Here is a 15,876-nt window from a genome sequence, read left to right as displayed (position 1 = left end):
TTATACCTTACGAGCTAGTAAAGCATCACTTTGCATCTGAATATGACTAATCACATCATACGATAATCTTTTTAAAATCTGATGATATGTATAGGCAAATATTGCTACAAAGATACCACCTGCAGTAGCTATAAGTGCATCAGACACACCTGTAGAAATTACAGACATACTACCGCTTGCTTGTCCAATGTGTGTAAAGGTATCAAGAATTGAAACAACAGTACCAAAAAGTCCTATAAAAGGTGTTGTTGAAGCAAATACAGACAATATAGACAGTCCCTTAGTTGCTTCTTTTGTAGATGCAAGTTGTCCTAGTTGTAAAACTTCTTTTGAAATAAAATTACTTGATTTTACAAAGTTATTTAAAAAAGAGTTCTCATTTACTTTTGTGGCACCAAGCAAAAGTGCTTCTAAAGATGCACTTTCGTTTTTTAGCCACGTATTAAGAGAAAAATAGCGGTAGAAAAACACCCAATTTAAAACTATAAAATATACTGCTAGTAAAATCAGTACACCTATAGTCACCGGGTGAGATTTTAAATAAAAATCTATTATATTGTTAATCATTCTGTTATATTAACTTTTGAGCAGCTGTTTCAATTTTTGCTGATACAGCAGCAATTGCGCCATTTGAATCTGCTATTTCGCTGATAAGTTTTTTCGCAGCGTCAATAGCATCAGCAATTTCTGACTCATTTTCACCACGAATCGCAGCAGCACCTTCTACAAGTACTACAACTTTTTCTTCATCAACATGAGCAACACCCCAGTTAATAACAATAGATTCGACTGATTTATCCTCTTTTTCAACGTCAACTACACCAGCTTCTAACAAAGTAGTTAAAGCAGCATGGCCAGCTAGTACGCCGAATTCTCCCTCTTCACCAGGAAGAACTACGCTAACAGCGTTACCATTATAGATTTCACCGTTAGGCGTTAGGATTTCAAGTTTAAACTTATCCATTACAGTCCTTTATTTAAACAAAAATTATTTGTTTTTTTCGTATTTCGCGATAGCTTCGTCCATACCACCTACCATGTAGAATGAATTTTCTGGCATATGGTCGTAGTCACCGTTTAAGATTCCTTTGAAACCTTTGATTGTATCTTCAAGAGAAACATATTTACCAGGAGCACCTGTAAATACTTCTGCAACGAAGAATGGTTGAGATAGGAATTTCTCAATTTTACGAGCTCTTTCAACTGTAGCTTTGTCATCTTCAGAAAGTTCATCCATACCAAGAATAGCGATAATATCTTGAAGATCTTTATATTTTTGTAGTGTTTGTTGTACACCACGAGCTACGTTATAGTGTTCTTCACCTAAAATTTGTGGATCAAGTAATCTTGAAGTTGAATCTAATGGATCAACTGCAGGATAGATACCTTTTTCAGCAATTTTACGGTTAAGTACTGTTGTTGCATCTAAGTGAGCGAAAACTGAAGCCGGAGCCGGGTCAGTTAAGTCATCCGCAGGTACGTAAACCGCTTGAACAGATGTAATAGAACCATTTTTAGTTGATGTAATACGATCTTGTAATGCACCCATTTCACGGCTAAGAGTTGGTTGGTAACCAACAGCTGATGGGATACGACCAAGAAGTGCAGACATCTCAGAACCTGATTGAGCAAAACGGAAGATGTTATCGATAAACATAAGAACATCTAGTTTTTTCTCATCACGGAAGTACTCAGCCATAGTAAGACCAGTAAGAGCGATACGGTTACGTGCACCTGGTGGTTCACTCATTTGACCGTAGCACAGTGCAACTTTGTCAAGTACGTTCGATTCTTTCATTTCGTAGTAAAGGTCATTACCTTCACGTGTTCTCTCACCAACACCAGCGAATACTGATAAACCTTCGTGACCGTGAGCAACGTTGTGGATAAGTTCCATGATGATAACTGTTTTACCAACACCAGCACCACCGAATAGACCAACTTTACCACCTTTTGCATATGGAGCAAGTAAGTCAACAACTTTGATACCTGTTTCAAACATTTCAGTAGTAGTTGATTGGTCAACTAATGGTGGTGGAGCACGGTGAATTGACCACTCTGGAGCACCTTCAACTTGCTCACCGCCGTCAATAGTTTCACCTACAACGTTAAAGATACGTCCAAGAACTTTTTCACCAACTGGTACTTTAATAGGAGCACCAGTAGCTTTAGCGTCCATACCACGTACAAGACCTTCAGACATATCCATAGCAATAGTTCTAACACGACCATCACCTAAGTGAGCAGCAACTTCTAACACTAGTCTGTGTTCACTACCCTCAACACTAACGTTAACTTCAATAGCTTCGTTTATTACCGGAAGATAACCATCAAAATCAACATCAACAACAGGACCCATTACCTGGCTAATTTTTCCAATCATATTTTTCTCCATTATTTCATACTCTCTACACCACTGATGATTTCAATCAGTTCTGTAGTAATAGCAGCTTGACGTGCTTTATTAAATTCAACATTTAAGCTTTTAACCATCTCTTTAGCATTGTTCGTTGCCGTATCCATTGCTTGCATACGTGCTGAATGCTCAGCAGCAACAGAATCAATTAAAGAGTAGTACATGTTATAACTTACATATCTTGAAACTAAAGAGTTAAGCATTTTTTCTTCTTCAAATGCTTCAACTTCAATAGTAGAATGTTTTTGAACTTCTTCACACTCAAATTCATCAGTACATACAGGTAAAACTTGTTTTACTTTTAATTCTTGAGTAATCATGTTTTTATACCCGTTGTAAACGATATGTAAAGCATCAATTTTACCCTCTTGGAAATCTGTAATTGAAGCTTCAATGAACTTATCAGATCTCTCTTTATCAGGTTTTGAACTTAAATCTACAACTGTATCAAACATTTCAACTTCATTGTAGTTAAAATATTCAACACCTTTTTTACCGATTCCACGTAAACGCACTTTAACATTTTGTTCTTTGTAATCACGAAGAAGTTTATTTACAGCTTTAATAGTTTGAATATTAAAACCACCACATAAACCTTTATCCGCAGTTACAAATACAATGTCAACCATTTTCGGGTTTTCAATTGTTTCAAAGAAACGATTGTCTAACCCTCCAACTTTACTACAACTAATGCGCCCAGCAATTTCGGCAATAACCTGATTCATTTTCTCTGCATAAAGACGTGAGCGTTTTGCAAGCTCTTCTGCACGGCGAAGTTTAGCAGTTGAAACCAACTTCATCGCACGAGTTGTCTTTTGAGTGCTTGAAACACTCTTAATTTTTCTTTGAATATCTTTCAAGTTTGCCATGAAGTATCCCTTACGACGCTATAAAGCTAGCTTTGAACTCTTCAAGTGCTTTTTTAAGTAATGCTTCAGTCTCATCATCAATTTTCTTAGAGCTACTGATGTTCTCTAAAATTTGTGGATAAGATGCTTCGATAAACGGATACATTTCAGCTTCAAAACGAGTTACGTTTGATGCATCCATATCATCTAAGAAACCTTCGTTACCTGCAAAAATAATTGCAGCTTGTTTCTCAGCAGATAGTGGAGAATATGGTGGTTGTTTAAGAACTTCTACCATTCTTTGTCCACGCTCTAATTGTTTACGAGAAACTTCGTCAAGATCAGATGCAAATTGAGCAAATGCTTGAAGTTCACGGTATTGAGCAAGGTCAAGTCTTAATGTACCAGCAACTTGTTTAGTAGCTTTGATTTGCGCAGCACCACCAACACGAGAAACTGAAAGACCAACGTTAATCGCAGGACGTACACCAGAGTTGAAAAGGTCAGTTTCTAAGAAGATTTGACCATCTGTAATTGAGATAACGTTTGTTGGAATATACGCAGCAACGTCACCAGCTTGAGTTTCAATAATTGGTAAAGCAGTTAAAGAACCTGCACCCTCTTCGTCAGAAAGTTTTGCAGCACGCTCAAGTAAACGAGAGTGAACATAGAAAACATCACCTGGATATGCTTCACGACCTGGAGGACGACGAAGGATAAGAGACATTTCACGGTAAGCTACCGCATGCTTAGATAAATCATCATATACGATTAGACCATGTCTAGCGTTATCACGGAAGTATTCACCCATTGTAACACCAGTATATGGAGCTAAGAATTGAAGTGCAGCAGCTTCAGCAGCAGTTGCAGATACGATGATAGTGTATTCCATTGCACCGTGTTCTTCTAAACGACGAACAATTTGAGCAACAGTTGATTCTTTTTGACCTACAGCTACGTATACACAAACAACACCGTTACCTTTTTGGTTGATAATTGTATCTAATGCGATAGTAGTTTTACCTGTTTGTCTGTCACCGATGATAAGCTCACGTTGACCACGACCGATTGGAACTAGTGCATCAATTGATTTAATACCAGTTGCCATTGGCTCATGAACAGATTTACGTTCCATAATTCCAGGAGCTTTTTCTTCAACGAAACGAGTTTCAGTTGCTTCGATTGGACCTTTACCGTCAATTGGCTCACCAAGAGCATTAACAACACGACCAAGAAGAGCATCACCTACTGGAACACGAAGAAGTTTTCCAAGACGTTTTGCACTCATACCTTCACGAAGATTTTCACCAGAACCAAGGATAACAACACCTACACTTGCTTCTTCAAGGTTCATTACTAAACCTCTTGTTCCGTCTTCGAATTCAACCATTTCACCTGCCATAACATTGCTTAGTCCGTAAACTTTAGCAACACCGTCAGCATATGAAACAACTTTACCAGTTTCATTAATATCAACACTTAATTCAAAGTTATCGATACGTTCTTTAATAATTGAGCTGATCTCATCAGCTTGGATTTTTGCTACCACTCTTTTTCTCCTCTCTTGAAGTTAAATTGCTTTAATAATATGTTGAATAATTTGATTATCGATTCTATCTTTAGAAAAGTTAATCTCAATACCAAGTCCTTCTACTGTCACTTTAATTCCGTTAAAATCATTTTTAACAAAGTTTAAAGAGATTGTAGAATCAAACTTTTTACTAAGTCCGCTACTTAGATCACTAATCACTTTTGAATCTAAATCACTGTCACTATAAACAGTACCTTCAAAAGTTTTCGTTGAGTTTGCTATATCTTTTTTCAGTTCAGCTGAAATTGCTGGAATAATTTGAATTCTTTTATTTTGAACTAAAAGTTTTACAAAATTATTAAGTTTCTCAGAATTAGCTGGTTTAACTGCCTCTAATAAAATGTTAGATTTGTCTTCTGAAGTTACATTTGGATTTGTAACTACATTAACAAACTTCTCATCTTTAAAAGAATCAGATAAAACAGAAAAAACATCACTCATTGCTTCCATTGATGCTACATCACTTCCCTCTACTAGGGCTTTAACATATCTTTTTGCTACCAATTCTTCCATACTACTATGCCACCTTCTTTAAAATAACGTTAGCCATAGCTTGTCTATCGAAAACTTCAGAACTTTGATTTAATGTTTCAGAAATAACTTCATCAACCACTTCAATAACCATATTTCTAGTTTCAAAATCTTTCTTGCTTTCATGTTGTTTAGCAATAATTTCAAGATCAGAATCACATTGAGCCATGATATTGTCATTTAAAATCTTGTTCTCTTTTTTAGATGCAATAGCTAATTCTTCAGCAAACTTTTCAGCTTCTGAGATTTTAGCCAATGCTTCTTTTTTGAGTTCAACAGATTCTTTAAGTTTTTCTTGAACCTTATTTAATTCATCCGCGATTTCATTACTTCTTGAGGCGAAGTAATTTTTTACCGGTTCAGCCACAAGGTACCAAATAAGCCCTGCAAATAATAAGAAGTTAACAGTTCTTTGAATGATATCTGTATCACCATGCCCTGCTTCAGATGCAAATGCGTAAGTTGATACCATTAGTAATAACACTAAAATTTTCTTCACATTACATCCTTATATTTGACTTATTTTAGCCTTAACAGCTTCTTTAAACATCGGAACTTGAGCCATAAGCTCTTTTGTCAACTCTTCTTGAGATTTCGCAAGTGATTGCTTAAACTCAACATAATCTACTGCAAGTTCAGCACGCTTTGCTTCCAACTTGTTCTCTGCTAACTCTTTAGCATCTGCGATAACTTTTTCTCTTAGGGCCGAAGCTTCTAGTTTAGCATTCATAACAATTGATTCAGCTTTAGCTTTTAACTCAGCGATTTCAGTATCGTTCGAACCTACTTTTTCTAGGTCTTTCTTGATATCTTCATCACGTTTGTTCATAAAACTAAACAATGGATTATAAAGCCAACTATTAAGAACGGCTATAAGTGAAACAAATACAACAAATGTAGCCAAAAGTAACATTGGATTTATATCTAACATAGCACCTCCTAAAAGTTGCGTGATTGTACTATATTTAAATTGAAAGGATAGTTAAATTAAGAAGAAAAATTTAATAATTTTGCAAATTTTACACTAAGTGTGACAAAAATTCACGTATTTCTTCTTCTGATGAGAATTCTAAGGTGAGTTTATTTCCAGAAGTTTTACAATTGATGCCAAATTCATCAATTTTTCCTTTTAAATCTGAAAAATCATATAAAAATTGTTCATTTTTTAATTTTGGAGCATTTTCAACCTGTTTTCTACTCTTTATTTCGGCTTCAAGTTCACGAACGCTTAATTTTTGACCAATTATAGAATTAACCATACGCTCTTGATCTTTTTCATCTAAACCGACTAAAATTTTTGCATGTCCAGCTGAAATAGTTTTTTCCACTAATGCTTTGAGAGTTTTTTTAGAAAGTTGTAGCAATCTTAAAGTATTTGTAATATGTGCCCTACTTTTATGTATCATGGCAGAGAGCTCTTCGTGTGTTAAATCATGTAGTTTAATTAGTTCACCATAAGATTCAGCCAACTCAACCGCGTTTAACTCTTCACGTTGAATATTTTCGATAAGTGCAAATTTACGCATTTTTTGTTCATCGGAATTTAATACGATTGCTTTTATCTCTTTTAGTTTTGCAAGTTTAGAAGCACGAAAACGTCTCTCGCCTGCGATTAGAACATATCCGTCTATATCTTCTTTTACAACTATTGGCTGAATCAGACCGTCATTTTTAATAGAATCTGCTAATTCTTGTAATGCTTCTTCGTCAAAATGTTTTCTTGGTTGAAAGGGATTAGGACGAATATCTTTAATAGATATTTCTAAGATGACATCTCTATGCGTACCTTCGTTTTCATACGCTTCATCTATTTCTCCTAAAAGAGCATCTAATCCACGACCAAGCTTTTGACTTTTCACTACTTCAGTTCCCCTCTTCTATTCTATAATAGCTTGTGCTAAGTTTTGATATGCAATTGATCCGATTGATTTTACATCATATAATATAGCAGGCTTACCGAATGATGGAGACTCAGCTAATTTAACATTTCTTGGTACTACTATATATTTACTATCTTTATCTGTAAAAAGTTTTCCTCTAAAATGTTGTTTAAGATCTGCAAATACCTGTTTAGAAAGATTATTTTGCGATGAGTACATTGTCGGTACAAAACCTTTGATACTCAACTTAGGGTTAATCGATTTTCTTACTAGTTTAATAGTGTTTAATAACTGTGCTAAACCTTCTAATGCAAAGAACTCACATTGAATAGGAATAATGACAGAATTCGATGCTGAAAGAGCATTGATTGTCATTGGACCAAGAGCCGGTGGAGAATCAATGATTATATAATCATAATCTTTTCTTACATGTGCGATAGCTTTTTTAAGTACAAGCTCACGTCCTCTTGCCTTATCTGCATCGTAATATTCTTTTTCAATACCTACAAGACCAATATTCGATGGAGCAAGATGCAATGTAGGAAGATCAGATTTTAAAATAATGTCTTTAAGTTTTTTCGCACCAATAAGAACATGGTAAATATTAAATTCATAATCATTTCTATGAAAACCAAGTGAAGTTGTTGCATTTGCCTGTGGATCAGAATCGATTAACAATACTTTTTTTTCGGCAACGGCGAGTGAGGCAGCTAGATTTACTGCTGTCGTAGTCTTACCAACACCACCTTTTTGATTCGCGATTACTATAACTTCACTCATCTTAAACTGTATATCCTCTCACCATTGATATTTAAACTACCATCTTCTTCAAGTACTGCATTGCTTAAAGAAATTTTGTTATTTTTTATATGTGTAAAAAACTTTTGATTGTTATGAAATTCTAACTTATATTTTCTAAAAACTTTCTTCCATGAGATTTTTTTTTCAACTTTTTTGAAAAAATATTCTAATAACTTTTTTTTATCCAGTGCTATATCTATAGTAGCAAAGCCTTCAGGTGCTTTTATAAGATTAATACCTACGCCGCATATAATATTTTGCTTTGAAACATTTGTAATCATACCGCCGATTTTATATTCATCTATATAAAAATCGTTTGGCCATTTTAAAAAAAGTTTTGAACCCATCTCTGCTAACGTCTCTTTTAACAGATACGCGAAGTATATAGAAGCCGATTCCACTTTAAGATCGTCTGGAAGATCTGACACAGGAAGGACAAATGAAAGAAACAAGTTTCCTTCATATCCTGTCCATGAATTATTCCTGCTTCCTATACCATTTGTTTGAAGTTCTGCCGATACGGCAAAAGGTGGTGTAACTGTTGCGTTTTTTAGTTCTGCTTTTAAATAGGTCTGTGTTGATTCAACTTCATCAAGATAAAGTATCTGCAACACCTATCCTTTTTCCGTTAATATAGCCTATTACATTCATCTCTTTTTTTGATTCAGGCTGTACATTGAAAATTTCTAATCTTCCTTGAGAACATCCGACAATAATACTCTCTTTTTTAACTTCAAGTATTTTCCCTGCATCGTTATTTGAACTATTGTCTATTAAAGCTATTTTTTTCAGTTTTAAACCGCTCTCTAAATAGATTCCCGGCCATGGAGTAAAAGCACGGTATTTATTATAAAGCTCTTCGGCCTTATCAAAACTTACTTTTCCTTCGGCTTTTGTAATCTTTGTACAATGTGTAGCTTTTGATTCATCCTGTTTAACAGGTGTATACTCTTTATAATTTTTCAGTACATCCACAGTCAGCTCAGATGCTACAACAGTAAGTCTGTCAAAAAGAGTAGCTACCATCTCATCATCAGGTACATTAATCTCAGAAATTTTTATAATATCTCCGGTATCTAAGCCTTCATCCATAAGCATTGCAGTTACGCCTGTTTTACTATCGCCATTTAGAAGTGTTTGTTGGATCGGACTTGCACCTCTATACTGAGGTAAGATCGAAGCATGCAGGTTAATACACGGAGCATGTTCTAAAATCTCTCTTGGCAAGATTTGTCCGTATGCAGCAACAATAATATAGTCACATGAAATTTTTAAAAGTTCTTCAATAGTTTCTTGGTCACGTAATCTATTTGGCTGATACACTTCTATATTGTAATCTTGTGCCGTTACTTTTACAGGAGGCGGTGTCAAAACTTTTTTTCTGCCAACCGGCTTATCAGGCTGAGTATAAACTGCTACAACATTAATATCAGAGTCATTAATCAGTTGTTTTAAAATCTCATCTGCATAAGAAGGTGTCCCCATAAAAATAACATCCACTACACATCCTTTGTAAATAATGTACCACCGATGTGATGTTTCTCTAAACAAAAACTTCTCACATCACCAAGGTCAAATCCGCTTGCTAAAAACATTTGAAGATCATTCTCCAATAGATAAGAAGCGGCTTTTAGTTTTGTAACAATACCGCCTGTCGCAAAAAGGTTATTTGGCGTTACATCTTTTTGCAACTCTTCTGCTGCTATTTCATGAACTACTTTCAATCTTTGTGCATCATCATTTTTTCTTGGGTCTTTGTCATAATATGCATCAATATCAGAAAGGATAATCAACATATCAGAGCAGGTATGTTTTGCCATGTAGGCAGAGAGCTGATCATTATCCCCTACTACAAGTTCTTCCACTGCAGTTGCATCATTTTCATTTACGATTGGAATAACTCCGTTTGCAAGTAGAGTATCAACAGTATTTTTAATTCTTTGAATTTCATCTTCGCGGTCCAAGTTTGCTGCGGTAACTAGTACCTGTGCTGTAATAATGTCATACTTTTCAAATTTATTTGCATATTTTTGCATTAAAACAGGTTGACCGATTGCTGCAAGTGCTTGCTTATTCGCTACTATAGAACGATCTAGTTGCAATTTTGTATACCCACCTGCAACTGCACCAGAAGAAACTAAAATAACTTCATTCTCTTTTTTTAGTTCTGCCAAAAATGCAACAAGAGCACGCATTCTGTCTAATGCAATTGCTCCGTCTTGTGTTAAAACTGCACTACCAACTTTAACTACGATTCTTTTCATTTAATTACTTTTTCCTGTCACTTTGAACTAAATTAAACAGGGCATACTTCAGCCCTTCAATATTTTTATGTGTAGCAGATGAAATCGGTAAAATGAAATACGGTTTAGAACTATCGTATCCTAATGTTTCATCAACGTCTTCTTGAATATAATACGGTAAGTTTTGATCAAAGTCAAAATCAGATTTGTTACTTGGAGTAAGTCCCATCATTTCAATAAAACCACTTACAAGTTCATTAATATCCTCAGGATTAATGATATCAACACGAGTAAGTGCAATCGCAAATTTTGAAGTTCCAAGTTTCTCAGAAAACTGTGCCACTTCGTCTTGAAGAACTTCTATTTGTTCTTTTAGATCACGGTATGAAGCAAGGTCGATCATAAATAAAAGTGTTTTAGTTCTTTCAATGTGACGAAGAAACTGAATTCCTAAACCTTTACCTTCATGTGCTCCACCGATAATCCCTGGAATATCTGCCATAATAAATGACTCATAATCTCCGATATTTACCTGTCCAAGTTTTGGTGTAAGCGTTGTAAATTCATAGTTTGCAATCTCTGGACGAGCATTTGAGACTGTAGAAATTAAAGTTGACTTTCCAACGTTTGGAAAACCTACAAGACCTACATCGGCAATAAGTTTTAACTCTAACTTGATATTTCTTGTTTCACCTTTTTGTCCAGGTTGCGCATATGTCGGTCTTTGGTTTGTAGGTGATTTAAAGTGAGTATTACCAAGTCCACCTTTTCCACCTTCTAAAAATTTTGCTTCTTGACCGTCTTCTACCATATCAAGTAGGATCTCACCACTTTCCATATCTATGATCTGAGTCCCCGGTGGTACAATAATAATTTTCTTCGCACCAGATTTTCCAGTCATGTTTGAACCTTCACCCGGACGACCGCTATCTGCTTTTATATGCATCTTTCTTTGAAAATGTGAAAGTGTATGAGTATTGTTGTCACACTTGAACCAGATGTCTCCACCTTTTCCACCATCACCACCGTTTGGTCCACCGTTAAGTACAAACTTTTCACGACGAAAAGCTACACAACCTGCACCACCCTTTCCTGATGAAACTGTTAATTCGACACTATCTGTAAACAAGTGTTCTCCTTTGAATATTTATGATGAGATTTTACCATAGAAAAATACTTAACAATATACTACTTCTCTATAAAAAGTAAATTGTTAAACATTTGATTTTGGATTTTTAGGTTTTTGAAGTTTTAATAAAATGTTCGGGGAAGACCCCAAACACTTGTAGAATTATGCAGCAGGAATGATAGAAACTTGTTTACGTTTCTTATCTTTTCTTTCAAAAGAAACAACACCGTCAACTAAAGCGTAGATAGTGTGGTCTTTACCCATACCTACATTTTTACCAGGGTGAACTTTTGTTCCTCTTTGACGGATAATGATGTTACCAGCAACAACAGCTTCTCCACCATATTTTTTTACACCAAGTCTACGACCAGCTGAATCACGGTTATTCTGTGTACTACCTTGACCTTTCTTATGAGCCATCTTATTTCTCCTGTTTTAGATTAAAGCTTATGCAGCTATTTTCGTGATACGAACACGAGTGTGATCTCTTCTGAAACCACGTTTTACTTTACTGTCTTTACGACGACGTTTTTTGAAGATAACAACTTTCTTGTCACGACCTTCACTAATTACTTCAGCAGTTACAACAGCACCGTCTACGTATGGAGCTCCAACTTTAAGCTCACCAGCGTTTACTGCTAGAACTTCTTTGATTTCGATAGTAGCTTCTGGCTCAAGAGACATTTTATCTAATTCTAGAACGTCACCCTCTTGAACTTTATATTGCTTACCACCATTTTTAATAATTGCGTACATCTATGGTCCTTAAATTATATATATGTATTTCTACAAAAAGTGCGGAATTATACCGAACTAAGCTTTAAGTTTTGTTTAATCAAAACAGAAATTTATACTAATTTAGCTCAAGTTGCATTAAATACATCTCTTCACCATCTATTACTTCAACATTTATACTGCCGCAATTATCACATTTATATTCTAGTTCTTCTAGAACTTTTTCTGTTTTACATTCGTTACATACTATTATAACTTTTTGAATATTTATAACAAACTCTGCATTTTCACAAACACTTTTTTCCTTAAAAGTATCAAATGCTGTTTGCAGCAAATCAGGCTCTACTCCACTCATCACACCGATTTTTACAACAACCTTTGAAACAGAACTGGCATTGTTCTCTGCAGCGTGTTCTTCACAACTGTTTAAAAGTGACTGTACAATACTGTACTCATGCATTAGCAGATCCTCGGAAGCAACTCACCCGTAGGAGTTTCTAAAAAACGTTTTGTTCCCCAAGAACTATGCAGTATTACCTTTTTAGGTTTTTCCTGTGTTACTTTTGCAATGATTTGCGCATTTGGATGAAATTTGCGTAAAACATCTAAAGCTGTTTGTGTATCTTTCTCTTTTACCGCTAATACAAAAGTCCCCTCATTTGCCAGAGCTATCGCTTCAAATCCAAGCATCTCACAAATACCTTGCACATATTGATTTACAGGGATTTTTTCTTCTTCAACCTCTATACATACATCTGATTGTTTTGCCCATTCGTTTAAAACTGCAGCTAATCCTCCACGGGTTGCATCACGCATTGCTGTTATTTGTATACCGTTAGTTATTAAAGCTTCTACGGTTGAAAACAAACTTTCACAATCACTTTGTAATTCCGTTTCGAGTTCTATCCCCTCACGGGCTGCAAAAATAGCGGCACCGTGGGCACCAATATCACGACTCACTAAAATCAAATCATCTTCACTTATGTTATTTGAGCTGATCCCTTCTTGCAGTACTTCCCCTATACCAGTCGTGTTGATAAATATTTTATCTACACTCCCCTTTTGCACCACTTTCGTATCGCCGCTGACAACTACAGCACCGTTTTTTGCAAGTTCGCTTTTCATACTCTCAACAATGCTTTTAAGTTGATTAAGCTCAAAGCCCTCTTCCATGATAACACTGCAAGTAAGGTATTTAGGTTTTGCACCCATCATAGCTAGATCGTTACATGTACCGCAAACCGCAAGCTTTCCAATGTCTCCACCATTAAAAAATAATGGCGATACAGTAAAACTGTCCGTACTCATAGCCAGTTTTCCCGATTCTATAACAGCGGCATCTTCACTTTTTGCAAGTATCTCATTTTCAAATGCTCTATAAAATACGTTAGAGATAAGTTCGTTATTTTCTTCTCCGCCGTTACCTTGTGCTAGAGTTATTGTATTTGTCATTAAAAATTTTCCTACTTTATATTCTATAAAAGGTTACCATATTTATAATAAGCGGCACATGCACCTTCACTGCTTACCATACAACTGCCGATCGGAGTATTTGGTTTACAGGCAGTTCCAAAGATGCTGCACTCCGGTGGAGTCGCTTTTCCTTTTAATATCTCTCCACACTTACAAAGTTTGTGATCATCTATCTCCTCTTTAGGGAGTATTGCATCGTATATCACCTCTGCATTGTATTTATCGTATTCTTTTTTCAGTTTCAAGCCACCCTCGGGAATATCTCCAAGTCCTCGAAAACGAAAATGTGGTGCTTTTTCAAAATACTTTGCGATCAACTTTTGTGCATTTAGATTTCCATCATATGTAACGGCACGTTTATATTGTACTTCAAGCTCACAGCGAGACTCTACAAACTGTTTTACTACCATACTGATAGATTCCATTACATCAACAGGCTCGAATCCACTCACAACAACAGGCTTGCCCCATTTTTTAGGAAACTCTTCATAAATTTTACTACCGCTGATTACGCTTACGTGTGAGGGTCCCAAAAAGGCATCTATATTACACTCATCATCACTAAGCAGTACACGCATCGGTTCGGGAACGGTAACATGATTTATATGAACCAAAATATTATGTATATCTTGTTTTATAACTTGCTCAAGCAGTGCCGCTGTCATCGGTGTCGTTGTTTCAAATCCTATGGCAAAAAAGATAATTCTCTTTGTTGGATTTTCTTTTGAAATTTTTAGACACTCCATAGGTGAGTACACAAAACGTACATCGGCACCTTTTGCACGAGCATCTTGTAGGCTCCCGTTACTTCCTGGTACTTTGATCATATCTCCAAGCGTCACGAGGATCACATCTTTTTGCATAGCTAATGCATAAGCATGGTCTACTCTCTCTTTAGGCATGACACATACGGGACATCCGGGCCCGTGAATAAATTTTATGTTGGGTGGTAAAAGTTGTAGTATTCCATACTTCATAATAGTATGGGTATGACCGCCGCACACCTCCATAATGTTTATGGGACGGGGCAGTTTTTTTGCATCTTGTGCTATGAGTTTTGCATAAGCTTTGATAGTTTTTGCATCACGGAAATCATTATAAAGATTTTTTAATTCTAAACCCATCAGCTTCCTTCACATCTATCAGCCTCTAATATGGCGTTTTGCCTCTCCTCCTCATCCATAGCTGTAAGTATCTCTTTATAAGTCTCCAAGGAAGCAAGTGCGTCTTCTTCATCTATTTTATTCATAATAAAACCTATATGAATCAGTACATAATCACCAATCGCTACATCACCTTCAGCCATCAGATCCAAACTTGCTTCACGTTGAACACCCATAGTATCTACGGTTGCAATATTTGTTTGTTCATCAATCTGAACGACTTTAGACGGAATAGAAAGACACATTAACGCATCTCCATTTTAAACTTTATCCAAGAAGCCACTTTTTTCAAGCTCTCTTCATCTTTTGTGCTCACTTCTAAAATATCTACATTTGGTTTGAGCTTTCGAGCCATCTCTTTCTCTTTTTCAATATTGTAATCAAAATAAGGCAAAAGATCTGTTTTCGTGAAAAGGATTAAATCTGCTTGACGAAACATCACAGGATATTTTGCGATCTTGTCTTCCCCTTCAGGTACAGATACAAGTACAATATTTAAATGTGTACCTACATCATAACTTGCAGGACAAACCAGATTTCCAACATTCTCGACAAAACAAACATCAACAGCATCTAAATCTATATGATGTAATGCCTTATGCACCATAAATGCATCTAAATGACATGCCGAACCTGTCTGTATTTGATGTGCCGTTATCCCTTTGCTTTGTAATCTTTCAGCATCACGGCTTGTTTCAAGATCACCCTCAACTACACTGAACTTAAAATCAGCTACGTCTGCAAGATGTTCTAGTAAAGTGGTTTTTCCACTTCCCGGACTACTCATGAGATTTATTCCGAGCACCTTATGAGAGTTTAAATGCTCTCTGTTGTGTGCTGCTTCATGATCGTTTTTATCAAGTATCTTTGAGATTACCGAGATTGTTTTTGGGTCATTGAGTTGAGGATTATCGTGAATATGTGCATGCGCTTTTTGATGTTCTTCACTACTTCCGTGATGATGATGACCATGGTCATGATGATGATGTCCATGATCGTGATGGTGATGTTCATGAGTATGTTCATGAACATCAGTTGTTATACTACAGCCGCAATCTTGACACAT

21 protein-coding genes are annotated in these 15,876 nt (G+C 35.9%); all 21 read right to left on the bottom strand.

All coding sequences use genetic code 11. The features are described from left to right. The 21 genes from P6N22_RS01010 to hypB all read right to left on the bottom strand — a co-directional run bounded on the left by P6N22_RS01010 (position 1) and on the right by hypB (position 15,876). Complete coding sequence (locus P6N22_RS01010) at positions 1-567, bottom strand: MotA/TolQ/ExbB proton channel family protein (RefSeq protein ID WP_280329333.1); 567 nt, start codon at positions 565-567, stop codon at positions 1-3. A 4-nt stretch (positions 568-571) separates the two neighbouring features. Next, positions 572-964, bottom strand: coding sequence for an ATP synthase F1 subunit epsilon (gene atpC, locus P6N22_RS01005; RefSeq protein ID WP_280329331.1), 393 nt, complete (start codon positions 962-964; stop codon positions 572-574). 24 nt (positions 965-988) lie between these two features. Continuing rightward, positions 989-2,383: a F0F1 ATP synthase subunit beta gene (gene atpD, locus P6N22_RS01000; protein WP_280329329.1), complete on the bottom strand. Its 1,395-nt coding sequence runs from the start codon at positions 2,381-2,383 to the stop codon at positions 989-991. Positions 2,384-2,394: 11 nt separating this feature from the next. Further along, the gene (gene atpG / locus P6N22_RS00995; RefSeq protein WP_280329327.1) at positions 2,395-3,285 is read right to left on the bottom strand and encodes an ATP synthase F1 subunit gamma; all 891 of its coding nucleotides are present in this window, start codon (positions 3,283-3,285) and stop codon (positions 2,395-2,397) included. Positions 3,286-3,295: 10 nt separating this feature from the next. Next, positions 3,296-4,813, bottom strand: a complete 1,518-nt coding sequence (gene atpA, locus P6N22_RS00990) for a F0F1 ATP synthase subunit alpha (RefSeq protein WP_280329325.1) — start codon at positions 4,811-4,813, stop codon at positions 3,296-3,298. Positions 4,814-4,834: 21 nt separating this feature from the next. After that, positions 4,835-5,368, bottom strand: a complete 534-nt coding sequence (locus P6N22_RS00985; protein ID WP_280329323.1) for a F0F1 ATP synthase subunit delta — start codon at positions 5,366-5,368, stop codon at positions 4,835-4,837. 4 nt (positions 5,369-5,372) lie between these two features. Beyond that, positions 5,373-5,885 carry a F0F1 ATP synthase subunit B gene (locus tag P6N22_RS00980; RefSeq protein ID WP_280329321.1) on the bottom strand — a complete coding sequence of 171 codons (513 nt, stop codon included), beginning with the start codon at positions 5,883-5,885 and terminating at the stop codon, positions 5,373-5,375. Between the two features lie 9 nt (positions 5,886-5,894). After that, complete coding sequence (locus P6N22_RS00975) at positions 5,895-6,317, bottom strand: FoF1 ATP synthase subunit B' (protein WP_280329318.1); 423 nt, start codon at positions 6,315-6,317, stop codon at positions 5,895-5,897. Positions 6,318-6,405: 88 nt separating this feature from the next. Next, entirely contained in the window at positions 6,406-7,245 is an 840-nt protein-coding gene (locus P6N22_RS00970) for a ParB/RepB/Spo0J family partition protein (RefSeq protein WP_280329316.1), read from the bottom strand. Positions 7,246-7,263: 18 nt separating this feature from the next. After that, complete coding sequence (locus P6N22_RS00965) at positions 7,264-8,046, bottom strand: AAA family ATPase (protein WP_280329314.1); 783 nt, start codon at positions 8,044-8,046, stop codon at positions 7,264-7,266. Beyond that, positions 8,043-8,681: a biotin--[acetyl-CoA-carboxylase] ligase gene (locus P6N22_RS00960; RefSeq protein WP_280329312.1), complete on the bottom strand. Its 639-nt coding sequence runs from the start codon at positions 8,679-8,681 to the stop codon at positions 8,043-8,045. Before P6N22_RS00960 ends, P6N22_RS00965 begins: the two co-directional genes overlap by 4 nt. Next, positions 8,659-9,567 (bottom strand): methionyl-tRNA formyltransferase, encoded by a 909-nt coding sequence (fmt, locus tag P6N22_RS00955; RefSeq protein WP_280329311.1) that lies wholly within the window; start codon positions 9,565-9,567, stop codon positions 8,659-8,661. The genes P6N22_RS00960 and fmt overlap by 23 nt, the downstream gene beginning before the upstream one ends. Then, positions 9,567-10,331, bottom strand: coding sequence for a glutamate 5-kinase (gene proB, locus P6N22_RS00950; RefSeq protein WP_280329309.1), 765 nt, complete (start codon positions 10,329-10,331; stop codon positions 9,567-9,569). The genes fmt and proB overlap by 1 nt, the downstream gene beginning before the upstream one ends. Positions 10,332-10,335: 4 nt before the next feature. Further along, positions 10,336-11,439 carry a GTPase ObgE gene (obgE, locus tag P6N22_RS00945; protein ID WP_280329307.1) on the bottom strand — a complete coding sequence of 368 codons (1,104 nt, stop codon included), beginning with the start codon at positions 11,437-11,439 and terminating at the stop codon, positions 10,336-10,338. 162 nt (positions 11,440-11,601) lie between these two features. Further along, positions 11,602-11,859 carry a 50S ribosomal protein L27 gene (gene rpmA, locus P6N22_RS00940; protein ID WP_193114403.1) on the bottom strand — a complete coding sequence of 86 codons (258 nt, stop codon included), beginning with the start codon at positions 11,857-11,859 and terminating at the stop codon, positions 11,602-11,604. A gap of 27 nt (positions 11,860-11,886) precedes the next feature. Next, the gene (rplU, locus tag P6N22_RS00935) at positions 11,887-12,195 is read right to left on the bottom strand and encodes a 50S ribosomal protein L21 (protein WP_280329301.1); all 309 of its coding nucleotides are present in this window, start codon (positions 12,193-12,195) and stop codon (positions 11,887-11,889) included. A gap of 97 nt (positions 12,196-12,292) precedes the next feature. After that, the gene (gene hypA, locus P6N22_RS00930; RefSeq protein ID WP_280329298.1) at positions 12,293-12,634 is read right to left on the bottom strand and encodes a hydrogenase/urease nickel incorporation protein HypA; all 342 of its coding nucleotides are present in this window, start codon (positions 12,632-12,634) and stop codon (positions 12,293-12,295) included. Continuing rightward, entirely contained in the window at positions 12,634-13,626 is a 993-nt protein-coding gene (hypE, locus tag P6N22_RS00925) for a hydrogenase expression/formation protein HypE (protein ID WP_280329296.1), read from the bottom strand. Before hypE ends, hypA begins: the two co-directional genes overlap by 1 nt. A gap of 23 nt (positions 13,627-13,649) precedes the next feature. Beyond that, positions 13,650-14,771: a hydrogenase formation protein HypD gene (gene hypD / locus P6N22_RS00920; RefSeq protein ID WP_280329294.1), complete on the bottom strand. Its 1,122-nt coding sequence runs from the start codon at positions 14,769-14,771 to the stop codon at positions 13,650-13,652. After that, the gene (locus P6N22_RS00915; RefSeq protein WP_280329292.1) at positions 14,771-15,055 is read right to left on the bottom strand and encodes a HypC/HybG/HupF family hydrogenase formation chaperone; all 285 of its coding nucleotides are present in this window, start codon (positions 15,053-15,055) and stop codon (positions 14,771-14,773) included. The genes hypD and P6N22_RS00915 overlap by 1 nt, the downstream gene beginning before the upstream one ends. Beyond that, a complete protein-coding gene (gene hypB, locus P6N22_RS00910) occupies positions 15,055-15,876 on the bottom strand; it encodes a hydrogenase nickel incorporation protein HypB (RefSeq protein ID WP_280329290.1) in 822 nt (273 codons plus the stop codon). The genes P6N22_RS00915 and hypB overlap by 1 nt, the downstream gene beginning before the upstream one ends.

Source organism: Sulfurimonas sp. C5, from assembly GCF_029872055.1.
Taxonomy (GTDB): domain Bacteria; phylum Campylobacterota; class Campylobacteria; order Campylobacterales; family Sulfurimonadaceae; genus Sulfurimonas.
This window is presented reverse-complemented; position numbering and strand designations above follow the sequence as displayed.